General features: G+C 54.4%; 7 protein-coding genes. All 7 read left to right on the top strand.

Annotated elements, in window-relative coordinates:
* The first annotated feature begins 62 nt into the window (after positions 1-62).
* The 7 genes from ACAW75_RS06330 to ACAW75_RS06300 all read left to right on the top strand — a co-directional run bounded on the left by ACAW75_RS06330 (position 63) and on the right by ACAW75_RS06300 (position 23,918).
* Positions 63-611 (top strand): GNAT family N-acetyltransferase, encoded by a 549-nt coding sequence (locus tag ACAW75_RS06330; RefSeq protein WP_370727842.1) that lies wholly within the window; start codon positions 63-65, stop codon positions 609-611.
* 45 nt (positions 612-656) lie between these two features.
* Positions 657-1,373, top strand: a complete 717-nt coding sequence (gene cmk, locus ACAW75_RS06325) for a (d)CMP kinase (protein WP_370727841.1) — start codon at positions 657-659, stop codon at positions 1,371-1,373.
* Positions 1,370-2,476 carry an NAD(P)/FAD-dependent oxidoreductase gene (locus ACAW75_RS06320; RefSeq protein WP_370727840.1) on the top strand — a complete coding sequence of 369 codons (1,107 nt, stop codon included), beginning with the start codon at positions 1,370-1,372 and terminating at the stop codon, positions 2,474-2,476. The genes cmk and ACAW75_RS06320 overlap by 4 nt, the downstream gene beginning before the upstream one ends.
* Before the next feature lie 94 nt (positions 2,477-2,570).
* The gene (locus tag ACAW75_RS06315; RefSeq protein WP_370727839.1) at positions 2,571-5,837 is read left to right on the top strand and encodes a hypothetical protein; all 3,267 of its coding nucleotides are present in this window, start codon (positions 2,571-2,573) and stop codon (positions 5,835-5,837) included.
* A gap of 885 nt (positions 5,838-6,722) precedes the next feature.
* A complete protein-coding gene (locus ACAW75_RS06310) occupies positions 6,723-20,351 on the top strand; it encodes an SdrD B-like domain-containing protein (protein WP_370727838.1) in 13,629 nt (4,542 codons plus the stop codon).
* Positions 20,352-20,412: 61 nt separating this feature from the next.
* Positions 20,413-21,393: a PorP/SprF family type IX secretion system membrane protein gene (locus ACAW75_RS06305; protein ID WP_370727837.1), complete on the top strand. Its 981-nt coding sequence runs from the start codon at positions 20,413-20,415 to the stop codon at positions 21,391-21,393.
* A gap of 95 nt (positions 21,394-21,488) precedes the next feature.
* Positions 21,489-23,918 (top strand): OmpA family protein, encoded by a 2,430-nt coding sequence (locus ACAW75_RS06300; protein ID WP_370727836.1) that lies wholly within the window; start codon positions 21,489-21,491, stop codon positions 23,916-23,918.
* Positions 23,919-23,956: the final 38 nt, after the last annotated feature.

The raw sequence follows: 23,956 nt of genomic DNA, 5'->3' as shown, positions 1-23,956 counted from the left end.
GAGCCCTGACCGTTGTTATTTCGCCGGATAAACTTGTAGTTTAGGCGAAAATCCACTGCCTTTTGACGCACTTTCAATTAACCACCTGCCTACTTCGCCCCTGGCGCGAGGGTGACGAAGAACCGCTCTCCCGACACGCCAGTAACCGAAACATTTGGAACTGGGTCCGCGATTTTTTTCCATACCCATACAGCATTCGCGATGCGTCTGCCTGGGTACGTTCTAATCGAACAGCCCAACTGCCTAATAATCTTGCGATTGAGGTAGATGGTGAAGCTGTCGGGAACGTTGGTTTTACCATTCGTGATGATATCTATCGCTTCAATGCAGAAGTAGGCTACTGGCTTTCTGAAAAGTATTGGGGGCGAGGTATTATTTCGGAAATTTTACCGGTTCTGGTCGATTACATTTTCAAAAATTCGCAGGTTAATCGCATCTATGCCTGTGTACTGGAGGGGAACGAAGGATCGATGCGGGTATTGGAACGGGCCCACTTCAGACACGAGGCCATTCACCGGAAAGCAGCGGTTAAGAACAACCATTTTCTCGATGAGCATATCTTCGCCATCCTGCGGGAAGAATACCGTGCGCGCAAAACCCAACTTTCATAAACGGCCCGTTTGTGGTTTCTTTGCAGGACCATTAGCCCCTTTTGCATGTCGAAAATCATCATTGCCGTAGACGGATATTCGAGCTGCGGGAAGAGCACCACGGCTAAAGCTGTTGCTGCCCGCATGGGGTACGCCTACATTGATACCGGAGCCATGTACCGGGCGGTGAGTTTGTACTTTCATCAGAATCGGGTTACGTATACAAACCCGAGAGAAGTAGCTGAGTCGCTTGAGAAGCTCCATGTATCGTTCAATTTCAACGAAAAAACGGGTAGAAACGAGACTTGCCTCAATGGCCTCAACGTTGAAGAAGAAATCAGGAAAATGTACATTTCCAATATGGTCAGCGAAGTCAGCACCATCGTGGAAGTACGCCGGGCGATGGTAGCGCAGCAACAGCGCATGGGTCGTAAGCGCGGTGTTGTCATGGATGGCCGCGACATTGGCACAAAGGTTTTCCCCGACGCAGAAGTGAAAGTGTTTATGACGGCCGATACCTTTATCAGGGCTAAGCGGCGGCAGGTTGAACTGCTCGAAAAGGGTGAAATGGTCAATCTGGATGAGATTGTTCGTAACCTTGAAAAGCGCGACCACATCGATAGCACCCGGTCTGAAAGTCCATTGACGCAGGCACCTGATGCCGTGCTGCTCGATACGTCATTCATGATGATCGACGAGCAGGTTGAATGGGTGATTGAATTGGCCGACCGCCGTATTGCCGAATTGCATCGGCAGGGGCATTTCGGTCGACCGCATTCATGAACGTACGAAGCGAGTCCGGGCCGGGCGGGTCGATCGCACCGGTAACTCAGTTAGGGGCCGATGTGTTGATTGTAGGGCAGGGCGTAGCGGGCTCAGTACTGGCCTGGACATTGCATCAGCGGGGGGTGTCGGTCCATATCGTATCGTCGCCGACGTTACCTTCTGCCTCTAGTGTAGCGGCAGGCATCGTGAATCCGCTGACCGGCCGTAAGCTGGTTAAAACCTGGGAAGCCGACCAGCTGTTCCCCTATCTGCATCAGTTTTATACAGACGTTGCCCGGCAGTTAAGCACTCCTTTTTTTACGCCGCTTGACGTGTACCGCCCGTACCGTGACGGGAAAGAACGGCAGGCCTATGAGGCTATCGCGGCCGACCCGGAACTGCAACCGTATTTTCAGGCAACGTTCGATAATGCTGCTTACTCGGCTGTGATCAATAACCCGTTCGGCGGCATTCAGGTAACGCAGGCCGGTTGGGTCGATCTGCGCGCCTTTACAGAAGCAATTCGATCGTATTTCATGGATAGGAAACGGTTTAGCGTTGGGCAGGTGCATGCCGAGCACCTGCGTGTCCAGCCCGATTCGGTAACGTACCTGGAGAAAATATACAGATATGTTGTCTTCTGCGAAGGGCCATTTGGCCAGGAAAACAGTTTTTTCGCGGCCCTGCCATACAATGTGGTGAAAGGGGAGGTGTTGACTGCCGATGTAGTGGATTACCCGATCAACAACATCATCAACCAGGGCCTCTTTGTTATGCCCATCTCGCGTACACGCATCCGGATTGGGGCAACGTACTCGTGGCACGAACTGGATTGGCAAACAACCGATGTGGGTCGATCGTTCTTAGAGACGAAGGCTCGCGCGTTGCTCACGATCCCGTTCACTGTCGTTGATCACCAGGCTGGTATTCGTCCATCGACTGTTGATCGCCGGCCCTTTGTTGGTTGGCATCAAACGTATCCAACTGTTGGTATATTTGGCGGAATGGGAACAAAAGGCGTGTCGCTGGCACCGTATCTGGCCCATGATATTGCCGACCATTTGGCGTTCGGTAAAGAAATCAATCCGGCCGTGAATATTAGCCGTTTTCATTCGTTATAAAGGGCAGTTTGTTTACTGAACTCAGCGCCTAACGGACTGACTGTTACTGGTAACGAACTGGCTGGTCAGACTAACTCATTCTTAACAGATGCTTATGCGTCAGTTGTATATCCTTTCTTTGCTGTGCCTGGGGCTAGGTACGTCGGCGTTGGCTCAGAATTACCCCTCACTTGAGCAATTTGGTAAGAACCGGATTCAATACCGCACGTTCGAATGGAAGACCGTGCGGACGTCGAATTTCGAGATCTATTTTTACGAAGATGGCGAGCAACTGGCTAATCTGGCTGCTCAATATGCTGAATCTGATTTCGATCGGATCACCGAATTGCTCGGTTATACGCCCTACAATCGCATCAAGATCTTCTTGTATAACTCGCCGCAGGAACTGGCCCAGAGCAATATTGGCGTTACAACCCTGGGCGAAATGACCCGCCGCGAACTCGACCTGTCGAAGTCGCGGGTAGAGTTGGCCTTCTCGGGCGATCAGGTAACCTTTCGCAAAGAGTTGCTACGCAATGTTACCATGCTGTTTGTCTATGACATGCTGTATGGTGGAAGCCTGAAAGATGCCCTCCAAAGCTCACTCCTGCTGACGTTACCCGACTGGTTTATGCCGGGTATGGCCGCTTATGTCGCTGAAGGATGGAGCGCCGACCTCGACGATTACATGCGTGATGTATCGATCAACGATCCCGTTCGTAAACCATCCACACTGACAGGTCCCGACGCCGAGCGTATTGGGCAATCGATCTGGAATTACATCGGCCAGAAATACGGCCGCGACAATATCTCGAATATTCTGAACCTGACCCGCATCATTCGCAATGAGCAGAGCAGTATTCAGAGTACGCTTGGCATTCCGTATAATCGATTTCTGCGCGAATGGCGCGACTATTATGCCGGTCAGGCTTCACCGTTTGCGGCTGCGTTCAAAACAAACGGCGACGATTTCCGCATCAGCCTGTCGAGTTCTAAAACACCCGTTCAGTTAAACAGCCTGAAATTAAGCCCCGACAAGTCGCTGCTGGCATATACGACCGTTCGTGATGGGAAATACAACGTTGAAGTGGTGAACACGGCTACGCGGAAGAAATACAGTCTGATGTCGGGCGGGTACCGGCTCGATGGGTTAGCCTACAAGCCAAACATGCCGTTGGTGGCCTGGCAGCGAGATAATCAGTTGGTCGTTTTGCTCGAAGAAAAAGGGCGCCCATACCTATATATATATGGTAATCTGGAAAAGCGGCCCAAGCGTGTACTCAGTCAGGCCATTAGTGGGCTGGCGCAGGTGACAAGCATGGATGCATCAGCCGATGGGGGGAGCCTGGTGTTTAGTGCCGTTCGGAAAGGACAGAATGATTTGTTTCTCTACAGTCTGAACCGGAATAATTACCAGCAACTGACCAACGACCTCTACGATGACATTCAACCTCGCTTTGTGGGTCGGTCGGGTCGGCAGATTGTCTTTGCCTCTAATCGGTTGCGCGACACCCTGAACGTAGATAAGGGTACGTATCGATCCATTCGCGACCAGTTCAGTATTTACAGTATCGAAGGAAATCCACGGGTAACGTCGGTGCGCCGTCTGACCGATTCGACCTATCGGGCAGTTGCGCCGATCAGTGCCAGTGAAAACGTTCTGTATTATGTAAGCGAACAAACGGGCATTCGAAACGTATACAAACGCCAGATCGACGAGCAGTCGGAAACAGCCATTACGGCGTTGCCAACGGGGATCATGCAGTATGATTATTTGCCTGCTAATGGTGGCTTTGCCTATAGTAGTATTCAGGATGGCACACTGTATATCGGTTTCCGATCAAAACTGCCCGAGTCTGAAACGCCACTGCCCACCACGCAGCGGGCCACAACCCTGGGCCTGCGGGCTGTAGCGAGACCCACCCCCCGGCCGGCCGCTGTGCCAACCCGGGACAGTGCGCTGGCTGTTCGCGATACCGTGGCGAAGGCCACGCCAGCTACCTCTGCCACTGTAGCGCCACCGGCCCTTCGCCGCATGGCACTGTTGCCCGGTGAGGTAGATACTGACCAGTATGAGTTTGACCCTGATGTACTGAAAGCGGCCGAATACCGGCAACGTCGGGTGGCTGCCACAACAACACAGGCAACTGTGCCGGGCCTTAACGCAACCCTTCCGCGTAACCGTCGCCGTGAAAATGTGACGGTGCGTGGGCCTTTCCCGTACAAGGGCCTGTTTGTGATGAACGATGCCAGCTCGGCCTGGCGTATTGACCCTATTCGTGGATTTGGGTATGTTCAGAACGTGGCCCTCAATGACCTGCTGGAAAATCATATCGTAAAAGCTGGTTTATTCATCACCACGAATTTGAAAAACAGTGATTTGTGGGCTGAATACCAGAATCTGAAGTACCGTATCGATTATGGAGTACGGGTAGATCGGCAGACGCTCTTTTTGGATGCCGGTGAGTTCAGCCAGCGGTTCCGGTACAACAAAGTATCGCTGACGGCCTCATACCCCATCTCGGTGAATACAAAGTTTTCTGTTTCCCCTTTCTATGCCCTGACTCGTCAGATTGATCTATCATTTCAAGGGCAAGGGCAACCCGACGCGGTATCGGACTACGCTGGGGCGCGGGCAGAAGTGGTATTTGATAACACGAAGGTGAATGGGATGAACATGATTACCGGCACCCGTTTTAAGGTTCGGTACGAAAATTACACAGGACTGCGGGGCGTTGGAGAATCGTTTAACCGACTGACCGCCGATATCCGGCACTATCAGCCGATCCACCGGGATCTGGTATTGGCCTTGCGGCTGTCGTATGGGCAATCGGGGGGCGATGCGCCGAAGCAGAGTGCTGTAGGAGGCATGGAAAACTGGATAAATAACCAGAAAGAGGCAACCGCGTCGAATCCCCTGTTGATCTCGGAGGTACGTAACAACATTCGCGATCTATTCTTCCTGGATTTTGCTGCCCCTTTACGCGGCTTCCGTCAGGGTAAGTTAGTTGGCAATAGCCACCTGTTGTTCAACGCCGAACTGCGCTTCCCGTTGATTCGCTATTTGTATCGGGGCAATATCACGTCGAACTTCCTCCGTAACCTGCAGTTCGTTGGCTTCACCGACGTTGGCACGGCCTGGAATGGAACAAGTGGCCCTTTCAGCCGGGAGAACAGCCTGAATACCGAACGCTTTGGTGGGGCGCCAACTCCGTTCCGGGTTACGCTGACCAACTTCAAAAATCCATTCCTCATTGGTTATGGCGTAGGGGCTAGAACGATGCTGCTGGGCTATTATGTCAAATTTGACTATGCCTGGGGTGTAGAAAACAAGGTTACCAATAACCCAATTGCCTACGTGACGCTAGGGTACGATTTCTAATAGGGACCACGAAATATGGTTTAATTCAAGCCCCGCAACAGCGGGGTTTTTTTGTGTGATTACTCAACGGAGACTAGGTGCTATTGCTTAGGTTAGTATCTCTTTGGCATAGTTTTAGCTAACCATCCATCCAATCTTATTATGCCGAAAATGAGTGGACAAGTGATATACCATCACTGGAAAACGGTAGCTTATTCCCTTGAATTGTTTGTCATGTGCCCGTAACATTGTGTATACAGGTATTTGACATTGGTATAACCGGCTTTGGCATAGTTTTAGATGAAAATAGAGCATACCATAGCCTACTTGCCCCCATACGCTGTGTTCATGAACTTTCGCATGGATATAGTTCACATTTGGGTATGTACTTGCTGGCTATTAGTACCCTATTACTTGCATCTAATTCCATCGCAGATGAACGTGACTTCTACACTGAAAAACGGTTTTAATCAACCTCATTCAGTTCCGGATAAACTTCGGCACAAACGTACCCAGCCAGCCTTTACAGGTCAGCTGCTCTTTTTCTTTGAGCGCCTGGTTCTGCAAATAGGATGTATGCTTGCAGCATGGACCTTCGTGTCACGTCTCCTGCAACTAAAAATTGCTAACAGAACGATCTGGTTCTCAGAACAGCCAATGGCCGGGAATAGGCCTGAAAGGCCACCCCGGTGGGCCGAACCGCCCGACGAACGATCCAGATACCCACTGTTTGGCAATCTATCCAGCTTACAATTTATCCCGCTTGCAATGAATGATCTAATTTTACAAAACCAGTTTTTACGCCGAATAAGCTCCTGTTGGGCTTATTTTATTGCGTTTCTGCATCAGCATACTGGTTCGGCTACCTTAAGCGGAGTGTCTGCGCTGCGACGGCTGTCAACAGCTATGTTTGTGTTAGTAGCCCTGGCAACAGGTGCTTACGCGCAAACATCGTCTGTTAACCTCAAGCTCGAAAAGACAATCAGTAACGCATCGCCGACGCTTGGTGATGTAATTACTTATACTGTTGCGGTTACGAATACAGGTTCAGCCACGGCGACTAGTGTAGTAGTGAGTGAGTCCATGACAGCCGGGCTGTCGTCGTATCTATCCTCAACGGCCTCGGTAGGCACCTTTTCGTTCAACACGGCCAGCTACACTGGCAGCTGGACTATCGGCTCGGTGAGCCCTGGTCAGACGGTGACCCTCTTGATCACCGCCCGAGTTGATGGTGAAGGTGTCTCGTTCAATTCGGCCGAGGTGGCCTCGATGGATGGAACGGATGCCAACTCAATTCCTGGGAATGGCTCACTGGTTGAAGATGACTACGATAATGCCTGTTTCTCGGTCCCGCTTACCTGGTATGCTGGTGACCAGTACATTGTTGACAAGCCTGCGGGCTTTAGTGCGGTTACCTGGTATGTCAATGGTAACCCGATCTCAGGAACAACAACAGAAGCAAGTGTTGACGCTTCCGGTAACCTTACTATTAAGGCGCCCGGCATTTATTCGTTTTCAGGAAAACTGAATGGTTGCGATGTAAGTAACTGCTGTAATATTCTGGTCAACCCAGGGATCCCGGCTAGTTTGGGGGATTATGTCTTTGAGGACAAGAATGCCAATGGCGTTCAGGATGCGGGCGATGTGCCGATCCCAGGCGTGCTGGTAACCCTGTACGATAATGGTACGGCTATAGCTACGACAACGACAAATGCTGCCGGTCTTTACTCATTTACGGGCCTGACGCCCGGAACGAGTATCAGTTATAGCGTAGGGTTTACGGCTCCAGCCGGTTACACAACCACGGCGCCATTGTCGGGTACAGATAACACAAAAGATTCAGACGCCAACGCTGATCCGCTCACAGGTCGTAGCCTGTCGGTGACGCTGGCCCCCGGCGAAAATAACCCCACCCTTGATGCTGGTTTCTACAAACCTGCTTCATTGGGTGATTATGTGTTTAACGACAAAAACCGTGACGGCGTCCAGGATGCAGGTGATACACCAATCCAGGGCGTACTCGTTACGCTCTATCAAAATGGTAGCGCAGTTGGAACAACGCTCACGGATGTAAACGGCCTGTATTCATTTACTGGTCTGACGCCGGGTACGTCCAATACCTACAGCGTAGGCTTCGGCAAACCAGCTGGTTTTGAGTCGACCTCTGCCAATGTCGGCTTCGACGGTCTTGATTCAGATGCGGACCCCATCACGGGTCGGACAACGGGGCTGACCCTGAGCAGCGGGGAGAGCAACACCTCGGTGGACGCTGGTTTCTACCAGCCAACAGCGGGTCTGGGCGACTACGTGTTTGAGGACAAGAATGCCAACGGCGTGCAGGATGCGGGCGATGTACCGATTCCGGGTGTGCTGGTGACCTTGTACACCAACGGCTCGGCTATCAGCACCACCACCACGGATGCCGCTGGTCTATACTCATTCACGGGGCTGACCCCCGGAACGCCCTATGTGGTAGGCTTCGGCCAGCCAGCGGGCTTCCAGCCTACGGCCGCTAATGTGGGCAGTAACGACGCTATCGATTCGGATGCCAGCGTGGCTACCGGCTTGACGGGCACGTACTCGCTGACAGCCAATGAGTTCAACCCAACCGTAGATGCTGGTTTCTTCAAACCTGCTTCACTGGGCGACTACGTATTTAACGACAGGAACCGTGATGGTATTCAGGATGCGGGCGACAGCCCAATTCCCGGCGTTGTTGTAACGCTTTATCAGAACGGAACGATCGTTCAGACAACGACGACAGATGCTTCAGGCTTATATTCGTTCACGGGGCTGACCCCAGGTACGTCGAACAGCTATGTGGTAGGCTTCACAGCCCCAGCTGGCTACTCGACCACTTCGCCTTTGTCAGGTACCGATGCCAGCAAAGACTCGAACGCGGATCCCATCACGGGCCGGTCAACGGCAGTGACGCTGGCTTCGGGCGAGAACAACCCGACTATCGACGCTGGTTTCTACCAACCAACAGCGGGTCTGGGCGACTACGTGTTTGAGGATAAGAACGCCAACGGCGTGCAGGATGCGGGCGATGTACCGATTCCGGGCGTGCTGGTGACCTTGTACACCAACGGTTCAGCCATCGGCACGACCACCACGGATGTGAACGGTCTGTACAGCTTCACGGGCTTGACCCCCGCTACACCCTATGTGGTGGGCTTCGGCCAGCCAGCGGGGTACGTGCCAACCACGGCTAACGTGGGAGTGAACGACGCCCTTGACTCGGATGCCAGTGTGGCTACGGGGCTGACGGGTGTGTACTCACTGACCGCTGACGAGTTCAACCCAACCGTAGATGCTGGTTTCTACAAACCTGCTTCACTGGGTGACTACGTGTTCAACGACACCAACCGCAACGGCGTACAGGATGCGGGCGACAGCCCAATCCCGGGGGTCGTGGTAACGCTCTACCAGAATGGTTCAGCCGTAGCCACCACCACCACCAATGGTTCTGGCCTATACTCGTTCACGGGGCTGACTCCAGGCGCTGGTAATGTATACTCGGTAGGCTTCGGCAAACCAGCTGGTTTTGAGTCGACCTCTGCCAATGTCGGCTTCGACGGTCTTGATTCAGATGCTGACCCCATCACGGGCCGGACAACGGGGCTGACCCTGAGCAGCGGGGAGAGCAACACCTCGGTGGACGCTGGTTTCTACCAGCCAACAGCGGGTCTGGGCGACTACGTGTTTGAGGATAAGAACGCCAATGGCGTGCAGGATGCAGGCGACGTGCCGATTCCGGGCGTGCTGGTAACCTTGTACCAAAACGGTAGCGCCGTAGCAACAACCACAACAGATATTGCTGGTGGTTATAGCTTCACGGGCCTGACGCCTGGTTCACAGAATGTCTATCAGGTAGGTTTTGCCACACCGGCTGGCTTCGCCACAACGGCAAGTAACATAGGCGCTAACGATGCTCTTGATTCGGATGTGATCCTGGCCACTGGTCGTACAGGTACGTATACGCTGACGGCCGGTGAGTTCACCCCAACCGTAGATGCTGGCTATTACAAGCCTGCTTCGTTGGGTGACTACGTGTTCAACGACAGGAACCGCGACGGTATTCAGAATGCAGGTGATACCCCAATTCCTGGTGTCGTAGTTGTCCTGTATCAGAATGGTTCGCCAGTCGCTACGACTACGACAGACGTGAATGGCTTGTACTCATTCACGGGCTTGACACCTGGTAGCAGCACAACCTATAGTGTAGGCTTCACTACACCAGGCGGTTTCATACCGACTACACCACTATCAGGCACAGATTCTGCCAACGATTCGGATGTTAATCCGATCACTGGCCGTAGCCAGAGCCTGACATTAGCTTCGGGCGAGAACAACCCAACTATTGATGGTGGCTTTATTCAGCCAACGGCGGGTCTGGGCGACTACGTGTTTGAGGATAAGAACGCCAATGGCGTGCAGGATGCAGGCGACGTGCCGATTCCGGGCGTGCTGGTGACCTTGTACACCAACGGTTCAGCTATCGGCACGACCACCACGGATGTGAACGGTCTGTACAGCTTCACGGGCTTGACCCCCGCTACACCCTATGTGGTGGGCTTCGGCCAGCCAGCGGGGTACGTGCCAACCACGGCTAACGTGGGAGTGAACGACGCCCTTGACTCGGATGCCAGTGTGGCTACGGGGCTGACGGGTGTGTACTCACTGACCGCTGACGAGTTCAACCCAACCGTGGACGCTGGTTTCTACAAACCTGCTTCACTGGGTGACTATGTGTTCAACGACACCAACCGCAACGGCGTACAGGATGCGGGCGACAGCCCAATCCCGGGGGTCGTGGTAACGCTCTACCAGAATGGTTCAGCCGTAGCCACCACCACCACCAATGGTTCTGGCCTATACTCGTTCACGGGGCTGACTCCAGGCGCTGGTAATGTATACTCGGTAGGCTTCGGCAAACCAGCTGGTTTTGAGTCGACCTCTGCCAATGTCGGCTTCGACGGTCTTGATTCAGATGCTGACCCCATCACGGGCCGGACAACGGGGCTGACCCTGAGCAGCGGGGAGAGCAACACCTCGGTGGACGCTGGTTTCTACCAGCCAACAGCGGGTCTGGGCGACTACGTGTTTGAGGACAGGAACGCCAACGGCGTGCAGGATGCGGGCGATGTGCCGATTCCGGGTGTGCTGGTAACGCTCTACACGAGTGGTTCAGCCATTGCAACCACCGCTACGGATGTCAATGGTGGTTATAGCTTCACGGGTCTGACGCCCGGAACGCCCTATGTGGTGGGCTTCGGCCAGCCAGCGGGGTACGTGCCAACACTGGCTAACGTAGGGAACGACGCCCTGGATTCGGATGCGGGTGTCGGTGGCCTGACGGGCACGTACTCGCTGACGGCCAACGAGTTCAACCCGACGGTAGATGCTGGCTTCTTCAAACCTGCTTCACTGGGTAACTTCGTCTTTGCTGATGTTAACCGCGATGGCATTCAGGATGCGGGTGATACCCCAATTCCAGGTGTAATCGTGACGCTCTACCAGAATGGTTCAGCCGTCGCTACGACGACGACAAATGCCAACGGTCTGTACTCGTTCACGGGGCTGACCCCAGGTACGTCGAATAGCTACAGTGTTGGCTTCACCACGCCAGCTGGCTATGTACCAACAACCCCATTGGTTGGTGGCGACAGAGCGAACGACAGCGACGCCGATCCGATTACTGGCCGTAGCCAGAGCATCACACTGGCTTCGGGTGAAAATAACCCAACAGTAGACGGTGGCTTTATTCGCAACCTGGGTGCTATCGGCGACTATGTTTGGTTCGATTATAATAACGACGGTCAGCAAGGTGCGATTGGTCAGGAGCCAGGTGTGGCGGGTGTAACGGTACAGCTCTTTGCTGCCTCGAACACCACTACGCCGCTGGCCACTACCACAACCGATGGCTTAGGTAAATACCTGTTCGATGGTCTGCCTTCGGGTCAGTATATCGTGAAGTTCGTTGCCCCGGCTGGTAGCGTGTTTACGACGAAAAACAAGACAGGTGTAGCGACTGATGTTGACAGTAATGCGGGGGTAGTGGATGGTTTGACTGATGTGATCACGCTCGACGTGACTCAGCCACTCTCCAGCACGGCTCGTGTCAACCTGACGATCGACGCGGGTATTGTTCCATACGGTTCTATTGGTAACTACGTATGGCGCGACACTAACAACGATGGTATTCAGAACGATGGCAATACGGGTATTGCCGGTGTAACGGTTGAACTGTTCAGCAGCAATAACCTGACAGCGCCACTGGCCGAAACGGTAACAGATGGCACCGGGTATTACCTGTTCGATAACCTGATCTCAGGGAACTACAAAGTGAAGTTCACGCTGCCAACGGGTGAAGTATTCACGTTGACGGAGGCTGGTTCTGACCGCACCGTCGACAGTGACCCAGGCGCAGATGGCTTCAGCAAAGTGATTAATATCAACACGGCGCTGGCCCTAGGAAACGTAGGTCGGAATAACATGACGATCGACGCGGGTGTGGCTGGCAAGTGTGCTACGCAACTGGTGCTGGTCGCTGGAACAACCAACATGAGTCTCTGTGTGGGTGGTTCTACGTCGGTAAGCGCTATCGCTGCCGGCGCATCGAGAGTGAACTGGTACCTCGACGCAACAGCGCAGGTGCTGGCCTTCACGACGGTGAGCGGTCAGTTAGCAGAAGTGGCACCGACGACCAATCTGACCTACTATGTACAGGCCGAAACGGCCGATGGCTGTAAGAGTGAGATCAAACCAGTTGTCATCATCGTCAACGCTCGTCCGAACACGCCTTCGTGTCTGAAAGAAGTGACGATCTGCAAAGACAAGCTATTCGATCTGACCTCGGTGAAACTGAACAACGTACCGCTGCCTGGCAGCACGCTGGAATGGCGTACGGGTATCAGCGAAACCAGTCCGCTGGTGACAAACCTGACCGCAGTTGGTGCCGGTGAGTACTATCTCTTCGAGCGCTCACGGTACGGTTGCTACAGCTACCCGGCCGTGTTGACAGTGAACGCGATCGATTGCAGCTGCCAGAGCGTAGCGGTGGTATCGACGAGCCTCACGTCGGGTTCAGTGTGCGAAGGCGACCGGATCTCGCTGGTGGCCACCATTGGTGGCTCGGCAACGGGCGTAACCTGGGCGACATCGAACACGGCTACTGCCGGTACGCTCACGGGGGCTAATAGCCTCACGGCAACGTACCTGCCATCTGCCGCTGATATTGCCGCTGGTCAGGTTGCCTTCACGGTGATTACCAACGACCCAGACGGTAACGGTGTTTGTCTGCCTGCCCGCAGCACGGTGCTGGTGGCTATCAGCAAGCGGCCGGATGCACCACTTGGTGTGGCCTGCGACGACGAGATCCTCTGCCGTGGTACGAGCACCAAACTGTTTGGTTTCACGACCGGTGCCAAGATCAACTGGTATGCGAATGGGGTCTTCATCGGGTCAACGGCTAGCGCTAAGGCACTGGTCGTAACGCCACTACAGTCAACGACCTACACGGCCGTTGCCCAAAGTGCTGCCGGTTGCACAAGCCTGCCATCCGAAGAGGTGATTGTGACCGTGAAAGCCACTTGCCTGGCCGACCTCGCCGTTGTGAAAACGGTAATGACGGCTGGGTCATACAAAGTGGGCGACGTGGTTGCATACGGTATCACGGTTACCAACAACGGGCCAATCAACGCTACGGCAGTAACGGTGTCTGAAGTGCTGCCAGCTGGTCTGGAGTACGTAAGCGCTACGCCAGTGGGTGAATACAATGCCGGCACAGGCATCTGGACGATTGGTAGCCTGCTGAACGGGTCGAACCGTAGCCTGATTGTTCAGGCGAAAGTGAAAGGAACGGGCTCTATTGTGAACAGAGCTGTGGTGACAGGTGGTAACGATGATCCAAGCAAGCCGGAAGACAACACGTCTACAGTGGGTATCACTGTTGATGAGTGTAACACGCCAGCGCCAACGATCGCCTGCGCCATCACCGCTCTCTGTGGTCATGACCCTGCCGAATCAACCATCCTGACCGCCCGCGATTGCGCTGGTATCGTTAGATGGTCGAACGGCATGACGGGTAACCGCATTGAGGTAGCGCCAACGGCTACAACTACCTATACGGCGAGTTGCGTGGTCGGTACGTGCCTGAGCACCCAGTCGAACCCGATCACAGTGACGGTGACAGATGTGAAGGCACCGACCATCCTGGCCAGCGCCGACAAAGTATGCGCAGGTGGCTTGGTGAGCCTCACGGCTGTTGGTTGTGAAAATGGCCAGGTTTACTGGTCAGACAACATGACTGGACGGGTAGTGTCGCTGACGATAACGGCCGAAACGACGATCACGGCGCAGTGCCGCGTGAACAACTGCTATAGCCCATCAACGGCCAAGGTGATCAAGGTTGGTAACGACCTGCCAAAACCAACGGTTGTTTGCAGCACAACAGATGTTTGTCCAGGCGAAACGGTGACGCTAACCGCCAGAAACTGTGTGGGTACGCCAATCTGGAGCACGGGTGAACAAACGGCGAGCATCATTGTGACGCCAACGCAGGGGAACAACAGCTACTCGGTACAGTGTATCGACGGCACCTGCCTAAGCCCACGTTCAGACGACTACACCATTAAGGTCACACCAGCGGCGGTGCCAACGGTAACGGCTTCGGCTACGTCGGTCTGCACAGGTTCAGTGGTTACGCTGACAGCGGCTGGTTGCGATGGTAAGGTTACCTGGAGCAATAACATGGTCGGTAACGTCATCTCGGTGACGGTGACTTCTACAGAGGGCTTCTACGCTTATTGTAAAGTGCGCGAGTGCCTGAGCAACCCCTCTAAGTCGGTAACGATTCAGGTAGGCAAGCCATCGGCACCAACGATTCGGGCCATCCCGAATACAGCCATCTGCTCTGGTGAGTCGGTGACGCTGACTGTTGCTGAAGGTTGTGCCAATGGAACCGTTAAATGGGCCCCAGGTAATCTGACTGGTAACTCAGTAGTGGTTGTACCAACGATCAATACTGACTACACAGCTACCTGCGTAACCGATAACTGCGAAAGTGCGCCATCGAATACGGTGAAGGTGATCGTGAAAACAGCCGGTACCGCCCCAACCGTTACAGCTTCGGCTAACTCGGTCTGCAATGGTGGTAGTGTAACGCTGACAGCCGGTAACTGCACCAACGGACAGGTGATCTGGTCGAACGGGATGACCGGGTCGTCAATCGTCGTGACCCCAACGGCCAACGCCAATACTTACTCGGCAAGCTGCAAGCAGGCCACCACCTGTGGAAGCCCACAGTCACGTGTCATCACGATCAACGTAACGACGCCACCAGCGCCAACGGTGATTTGCAGCACGTCGGTGATTTGCCCTGGCGAATCGGTTGATCTGACAGTTCAGAACTGCTCGGGTACACCGATCTGGAGCACGGGAGCGGCTGACAATGGTAAATCGGCAATTACCGTATTCCCAACCAAGACCACCAGCTACTCGGTGAAATGCTCTGATCAGAACTGCTTAAGCGCACCCTCATCGCTCTACACGATCACGGTGATCCCAGTGCCAGAGCCAGATGTGACGGCGAGCAGCACGTTGATCAGTGAAGGGGAGAGCGTGACGCTGAGCGTGACGAACTGCCCGGGTGTTGTGACCTGGAACACGAACGAGACCGGTAATTCGATTGTGGTACGCCCATCGGCGGCTATCAGCTACTACACGGCTACCTGCCGGTTCCGTAGCTGCACCAGCGACCCATCGATCACGATTACCGTCCGTAAGAAAGGTCCAGCGAATTGCCTGGCTAAAGCCGGAACGCTGGTATCAGTGGTGAGCGATGTATGCGCGTCGACGATGACAACGGTAACCCTATCGGCAACCGACAACGGCGGTCGTGTGGTACCAGCAGGTTTCTCGGTACGCTACGTACTGACGAAAGGCACTGGCCTCGTGATTCAGCAGACAAGCAATTCGCCATCGTTCACGGTTCCTGCCACTGAAGCCGGTATCTACACGATCCACACCTTAGTGTACAACCCAACTACGCTCGACCTGTCGACGGTCGTGTTGGGGACCACAACGGCAGCGGATGTAATGACCCGGATTCAGGCGAACCAGATCTGCGCTGATCTCGATGTGACGGGTGCCCGTACGAAAGTTAAATACGTACCTGCGCCAACCATCCTGGGTGTAGGCAACATAAACCGTTGCTACGGTGAGGTTGTCTCGCTGACGGCGGTAGGCTGCGAGAATGGGACCGTAACGTGGGCAGGCGGCGCGCAGGGTAATGTCTTTACCTTCACCGTCCTGCACGACAACTGGTTCAGCGCAGTATGCACCGTAGATGGTTGCACAAGCGCCCCATCACAAATGGTGGATCATTACCTGGTTCAGCCGAAAGTGCCAACGATCGGTTGCGACAAGCCAACAGTATGCGCGGGTGATCCGGCCACACTGACGGCGCAGGGTTGTGAGAACGGCAGCTACCTGTGGAGCACTGGCGAAACAACGGCAAGCATCATTGTGACGCCGGGCGAAAGCACGACGTACGCGGTGAAGTGTGTGATCGGTTCTTGCCAGAGCGACTGGTCGCCAGCCTGCAAACTGACAGTAGGTCAGCCAGGTACGCCAGTGGTGAAAGTCAATGGCTCAACCAGCAACGTGACGACCTGCTTCGGCTCGCCGATTACGCTGACAGCCAGCGGCTGCCCTGCCGGTGCCTTCGCGATCTGGAGCAACAACCAGGTGGGTAGCAGCATCACCGTGAACCCTGCCATTACGGCAACCTACACGGCCCAGTGCTGCACATCGAACAACTGCAAGAGCAAGGTGTCGAACGCCATCGTCATCACTGTGTTGCCAAAAGTGCCACAGCCGAAGACAACGGATCTGACGAATACCTGCCCAATCCTGGCCGTGAACCTGGCCAGTGCAGTCGGTCCGGTACAGACAACGGGTGGTGTGCTCGAGTACTACTCAAGCAGCACACTGGAGCCAGCGTCTAAACTGACCAACACCAACGTGACCGTATCAGGTACGTACTACGTAGTTGAGAAAACGACCGGTGGTTGCTACAGCCTGCCTGCACCAATTCAGGTGAACATTACCAGCTGTGGCAATGTGATCCCATGTGGCGATAACCCTGTAACGGTTGATGCCGGTGCAGATGCTGCCGTATGTGCGGCGAAGACGTATAAATTAGACGGTAAGGCTACCGGAAATAACCTGACTCTCCAATGGGCAACCAGTGGTACAGGTACGTTCGATAACGCCTTTAGCGGCCAGGCTCTGTACACTCCGTCGGCGACGGATGTACAGGCCGGCCAGGTCACACTGACTTTCTCCGTGAAGACCAGTAACGCTGCCTGTGGCACCAAGAGCGATGCCCTGGTACTGACCCTCAATGGGCCGAAAGAGCAACCGACGGTGTCGGTGATTGGCGCCACTCAGCTTTGCTATGGTGACTCCGTGACGCTCCAGGCACCAGCCGGATTCACGTACCTGTGGTCGAACAAAGCCACATCGCAGACTATCACGGTGAAGCAGGGTGGCAACTACAGCGTTCAGGTCTTCGATCAGAATGGCTGTAGCTCGGTACCATCAGCCAGCGTGGCCATCAACGTGGCTGCTCCAGTGGCGGCACCGCTTGTCGCGAACCTGCGTAATGCCTGCCCAGCCACTACGGTGAGCCTGAGTACGGCACTAGGCGGCAACACGACGGCCGGTAGCACCTATGAGTACCGGATGGGTGAGTCGCCAGCGTCTGCGCTGGTAATGAACCCCGGTGCAGCTGGTGATGGCACGTACTACATCTTCGAACGTACGGCCAGCCAGTGTCTGAGCCTGCCAGCCCAGGTAGTTGTAAAAGTCATCAACTGCGCAACGGATAACGGTAAATCGGCTGATCTGTCGATGGCTAAACTGGTCAGCAACACGTCGGCGAAAGTAGGGGAGGTAATCACCTACACACTGAAAGTGACGAACAATGGGCCAAGCAAAGCCTACAACGTAGACATCCGCGATGTGCTGCCAGTAGGCCTGAACCTGGCTATTGCTAACACACCAGTGTCGTACTCGGTAAGCAACGGCGCTATCATGAAGCGGTTCGACAGCCTGGCTGTTGGCGCCACTGACTCGGTTGTTTTCACCGCCCGCCTCACGAAGAAGGGTAGTGTAGTGAACACGGCTAGCATCACCTACAGCGATGTAGCGGATCCGTCGTCAAGCAACAACACATCGAGTGTGACAGTGACAGACAACTCACCATTCAAAGCGGGTCTGATCGGTCTGGCTAAGGAGGTGATCGGTACGCCAACCTTCACCAACGATAGCACGCTGGCTGTTGAGTACCGGTTTGCTGTAACGAACTACGGTGACGAAAACCTCACGCAGGTGAGTGTGACGGATGATCTGGAAGCAGTCTTCGGAACAGGCAAGGTGCTGAGTGCTCAACTGGCCTCTACCGATGGAACCAGCAAGCTGACGATAAACCCTGCCTACACGGGCAAAGGAGCAAACGTACAGATGCTGGCTACCAGCAGCACGCTGGTTGCCGGTCAGACGTCGACCTTCATCCTGAGTGCAACGGTACGGATCAACAAGGCCGATTCAGTAGCCCGGACGTATGCCAACCTGGCGACGGCTACAGCGCTGAATTCGACCTCGCTGGTCAGCGATAGCTCGGTGGAAGGAAATGACGCTGACCTGGATAAGGACGGTGATCCAACCAATGACAGCGGTGCTACGCTCATCACGATTCCGGCCACGCCGAAGCCACAGGCCAAACAACTCGGTGTAGCCATGGCGGTTGCATCTGTAGTGAAACAGGCTGACGATAGCTATAACGTGACCTATAAGGTGTACGTGAAAAACTACGGCAGCACGGCGCTGACGAATGTAAGCCTGCTCGATACGATTGCCAGGGCCTATACCAGCCCGGCAGTCTACTCGATCGTAGGTGGTCTGACGGTGAACCCAGGTAGTGAACTGGTGGTTAGCTCAGACTTCAACGGCAACGATGCGCCCTACTACCTGAGCAGCTACCTGAGCCGCCTGGCTGCTGGTAAGGAGGACACCATCAGCTACACGGTAAACGTGAAGCCAAACGGTGCCGCCGGTCCATTCTTCAGCCAGGTGTATGCTTCGGCCAAGCCAGAGAATACCACGCTGACAGTAGCCGATAAATCGAATGCCGGTTCAGCCATCGTTCCAGACGATGACAGCAAAACGGCCGTTCGCTTCGATCTGCCCGCTGCGTTGTTGGGTGTAGCGAAAGCGGTAGGTACGCCGGTACGCATCTCGAATACGGTTTGGCATGTTCCTTACACGATTAAGGTATGCAACCTTGGTTCAGTTGATCTGAAGCAGGTTCAGGTAGTTGACGACCTGTCGAAGACCTTCGGCAAGGGCGCGCAGGTAACCAGTGTCACGTTAACAGCCGATGCCGGTCTGAAAGTGAATGCAGGCTATACGGGTGTAGGGTTGTTGACCAACATGCTCGATACGACTGCCAGCACACTGCCAGCCAAGACGATCCGCTACATTCAGCTGATTGCCCGGGTTGACGTGTCGCAGGCTACTTCGCTGAGCTTCACCAACATTGCCCTTGGTTCGGCAAAAGGTGGTTCAGTAGCTGTAGCTGATACATCGAACGCCGGTTCGAACGTAGACCCTGACAACGATCTGGATCCACGCAACAACAATGACGGAACACGGGTGGTGCTCAACAGCCTGCCAGGTGCCTCGCACATTGGGGTAGCCATGATGGTTCGGGACACGGCCCGCCAGGCTAACGGTAGCTACAATGTTACGTATCGGGTTACGGTGAAGAACTACGGAACGGTAGCGCTTAGCAACGTGACACTCTCGGATAGTCTCTCGAAAGTGTTTAACCAGCAGGTTGGCGCCAGCTTCAGTATTCTTGGCACACCAATTGCATCATCAGGTAGTAAGCTGAAGGTGAATCCGGGCTTTAACGGAGGAACTGACCCAGTGCTGGTAACAGGCGATTCAACGAGCCGCCTGGCAGTAGGAACCACAGATACCCTGCTTGTACGGATCAATGTAGTGACCAACGGACAAACAGGTACGTTCTTCAATACGGTGTACGCCGTAGCGAAAGCGGGTCTGGAAACACTTCGCGATGTGTCGACCAACGGCATGAACCCGGATCTGAACGGTAATAACAACCCGACCGATCTGAACGAAAGCGAAGCCACGCCGCTGAACCTGCCGCTGAGTCTGCAAACAGTGTTCATTCCTGAAGGTTTCTCGCCAAACGGAGACGGTATCAATGATACATTTGTCATCACGGGAGCGCAGGGTACAACAGTTAGTCTCGAAATCTTCAACCGTTGGGGCCACCGCGTCTACTACAGCGAAGACTACAAGAACGACTGGGATGGTAAGCCGAATACAGGAACGCAGGTGGGTAACACCAGCAACGGTCTGCCAGACGGTACTTACTTCTACGTCGTGAAACTGAGTGATGGTCGCGAATTCGTACGATACATGACGATTAACCGGTAATAAGTAGGGTCGGGCGGTTAGCAACCGCCCGACCCGAACATTCCAAAGCAGTCTACCTGATATGTGTAACAAACACGCTTTCAAACTTTGGGCGGCTGTGCTGCTCCTCACCATCGGGGTTGGCAGCAGCCGGGTCCAGGCGCAGCAGGACAAGATGTTCTCGCAGTACATGTTCAACATGATGGCGCTGAACCCGGCTTATGCCGGTAGCCGCGATGTGCTGAGCATGACAGCCCTCTACCGGGCACAGTGGATCGGCCTGGAGGGTGCCCCGCAAACGGCCACCTTCACCGCCGACATGCCCCTGAACCGCGAGCGCGTTGGCGTAGGGCTTCAACTCTACAACGACCGTATTGGTAAGCAGACGGAAACGGGGGCCTATGCTTCTTACGCCTTCCGCTTCCGGGTAGGTCAGCGATCAACCCTCTCGCTGGGGCTGACTGGTGGCGTATCTGCCTACAGCAACCGGCTGACGGAAGTGGTAACGTCGCCAGGGCAACTTGGACCAAACGACCCTGCTTTTGCCACCGATATCAACAAGATGCTCCCCAACTTTGGTACGGGTATCTACGTCAGCAACGACCGGTCGTATCTGGGCGTGTCAGTGCCCCGGCTGTTGCGCAATAACCTGAGCGATTTCAATGCGCCGGGTATTCGTTCCCGGCAGGCACGGCAGGCCTACGCCATGGCTGGGTTTGTGATCGGATTGAGCCCGGCACTGAAGCTGAAGCCATCGATGCTGGTCAAATACTCGGAAGACGCCCCACTCGGCTTTGACGGAAACGTGAACCTGTGGATCAATGATCGGGTGGCTATCGGTACATCCTACCGGCGCAACCAGTTCTACACCTTTACTGACCAGACCAATGATGCCCTCGTAGGGATGCTCGAACTGCAACTGAGTGATCAGTTCCGGTTAGGGTATGCGTATGACCGCACCCTGAACAGCCTGGGTAAGTTCTCGCCTAATTCGCACGAGATCATGATTCGCTATGAACTGGGCTTTAACCGGAACAAAATTCTGACGCCGCGCTATTTTTAAGAATTCGGCAAAGTATTTGCTATTCAGAGGGTACATGCTCATAATCGAGGGTGTACCCTTTCTTATTTCTAACCCATTCTCATACAGCTTCACGTATGAAATCACGTTTGCCCCTCGCCATTTGCTGGCTTCTTCTCCTGATCGGCCACCTGGCGTCGGCTCAGAATACGGTCAAGCGCGCCGACCAGCAATTTGCTCAACTGGCTTATGCTCAGGCGGCAGAGCTTTATGAAAAAGCCATTGCAGAAGCGCAGCTCCCAACCGAAGCCGAGGTACGCCAGGCTCGGGCCAAACTGGGCTATTGTTACCGTCAACTGCGCGATACACACAATGCAGAACGAGTGTATCGGGCGCTTATTGGCGAAGGCCAACTACCCGCCGATTTTAACGATGCTTACCTTCATTTTGCGCAGGCTCTGGCCAGCAACGGGAAATATAAAGAAGCCCAGGAAGCCTACGAAGCCTACGGGAGCATGCAATCGACGGATAGCCGTGGTCCCCGCTTCTCTAAGTTATACCGCGATGTGAGCGCCCTCACCAGCAATGCGGGGAGCTACAAAGTCGATTTCCTGGACCTGAACACACGTGATGCTGAATTCAGCCCGATGCTGTATCGGGGTGGGCTGGTCTTTGTTACGTCGTCGAAGGCCGACAATGGTATTCGCCGCGTGTTTAACTGGGATAACACGCCGTTTCTGGATCTGCACTACGTACCTGAATTAAGTTCGGTGAAAGGGACAAAGGCCGCCAGTCTGGGGGGCGGTCAGGCCAGCCGCCGCCAGGTACGTATGCAATCGTACCGGCCACTCGGGCGCGACGATTTTACGGCCAGCACCTCCAATGATAGCCGTACCGTTGGCGTATACGGAGGCAGCCAGGTGGCCGCCGGGGAAGGCTATGGCATGGTGCCTGTATCTGAATCAGATCAGTTCAGCCAGTCGTTGAACAGTAAATACCATGAAGGGCCCGCTACATTCAGTAACGATGGGTCACGGGTGATTTTTACCCGGAATAACTACAACAACGGCCAGTCGGCAACGAGTAAAGATGGCGTCAACAAACTAAAGCTTTACACGGCCAAGCAGGTCAATGGTGTATGGGGCGATATTGAAGAGATGCCCTTTAACAGCGATGAGTATTCGACCGGGCACCCTTCGTTGAGCCGCGACAACCAGCTGCTCTACTTCGCCTCAGATATGCCCGGTGGCCTGGGCGGTACCGATATTTACGTGTCGAAGTGGGAAGGCACACGCTGGTCGGCCCCTATCAACCTCGGCGCGGACGTCAACTCGAAAGGGAATGAACTGTTCCCCTACGTCGATGAGAAAGGGAATCTGTACTTTTCGTCAGACGGGCTGCCTGGCCTGGGCGATCTCGATATGTTTTTCGCCGAATTAGGGCTGGATGGGAAGACCGCCAAAAACGTTCGGAATCTGGGCGAACCACTCAACTCGGCTAAAGACGACTTTGGTATTGTGACCGATGCCGATCGGAAATCAGGCTACTTCAGCAGCAACCGGAAGAATGGCGGAGCCGATGATGACATTTACCGGTTCTCACGGGAAGGTTCGCTGTATCCCTGCCGGCAATTAACGGTCAATATTTTCGATGAGGTGACCAAAAATCCGCTGGCCAACACGAAAGTGGTGTTGCAGGGTGGTGAGCCTGGTAACGACCGGAAAGAATTACAGACCGACGCCAACGGCGATATCAAGATTTGTGTCGATGCAGAAAGTGAGCTAACGCTAACGGCCACGCACGACGGATACATTGAGACGAAAGTAGGCTTCGCCACGCACAATATGCAGGATGATCAGCCGTCGCGACTCGAAGTGGCGCTGAGCCACCCTACGCTACTGCCCGCTGAACCCGTGAAACTGGTCACAACTGCCGAAGCACCAATTGGCACTGTGGTTAAGCAGCAGGGACGCGTATTGACGCAAAAAGACAACGCGCCCGTTTCCGGCGTAAAGATCTCGCTGGAGGATCAGTGCAATGGCGGGTCGCAGCAAATGGTATCTGATGGCAATGGCCTATACTCGTTTACAACCGTTCTGGGCTGCGAATACAAGCTGGAGGCAACGCATAAAAACATGGCCTGCCTGGGTGTCATCATCGCCGCAGATGGAACGGGCACACCGAACCTGACTATGTTGAGCGAGGGCGATATTCTGCGCATCGACAATATTCTGTATGACCTTGGCAAATCGAAAATCCGGCCCGATGCCGCCAAAGAACTGGATCGGGTGGTGTATATGCTGAACCGGTATCCGGGCATGCGCATCGAGATGCGGTCGCATACGGATAGCCGGGCAACAACTACGTACAACAAAACACTCTCGACCAACCGGGCCAAAGCGGCGGTTGCCTACATGGCCACGAAAGGCATTGCCAAATCGAGAATGGAGGCTACTGGTTACGGCGAGTCAGAGCTGCTGAACAAGTGTGCTGATGGTATTGGCTGCTCTGAAGAAGAGCACCAGCTTAACCGGCGTACCGAGATCAAGATCCTGAAGATCGAGTAACGAATTGCCCTGGATTCAGGTACGTTGCTAATAAAAGC

This window comes from Fibrella arboris, from assembly GCF_041321095.1.
Lineage (GTDB): Bacteria > Bacteroidota > Bacteroidia > Cytophagales > Spirosomataceae > Fibrella > Fibrella arboris.
Note: the sequence above shows the minus strand (reverse complement) of the source record. Positions and strands in the feature narration are given on the sequence as shown.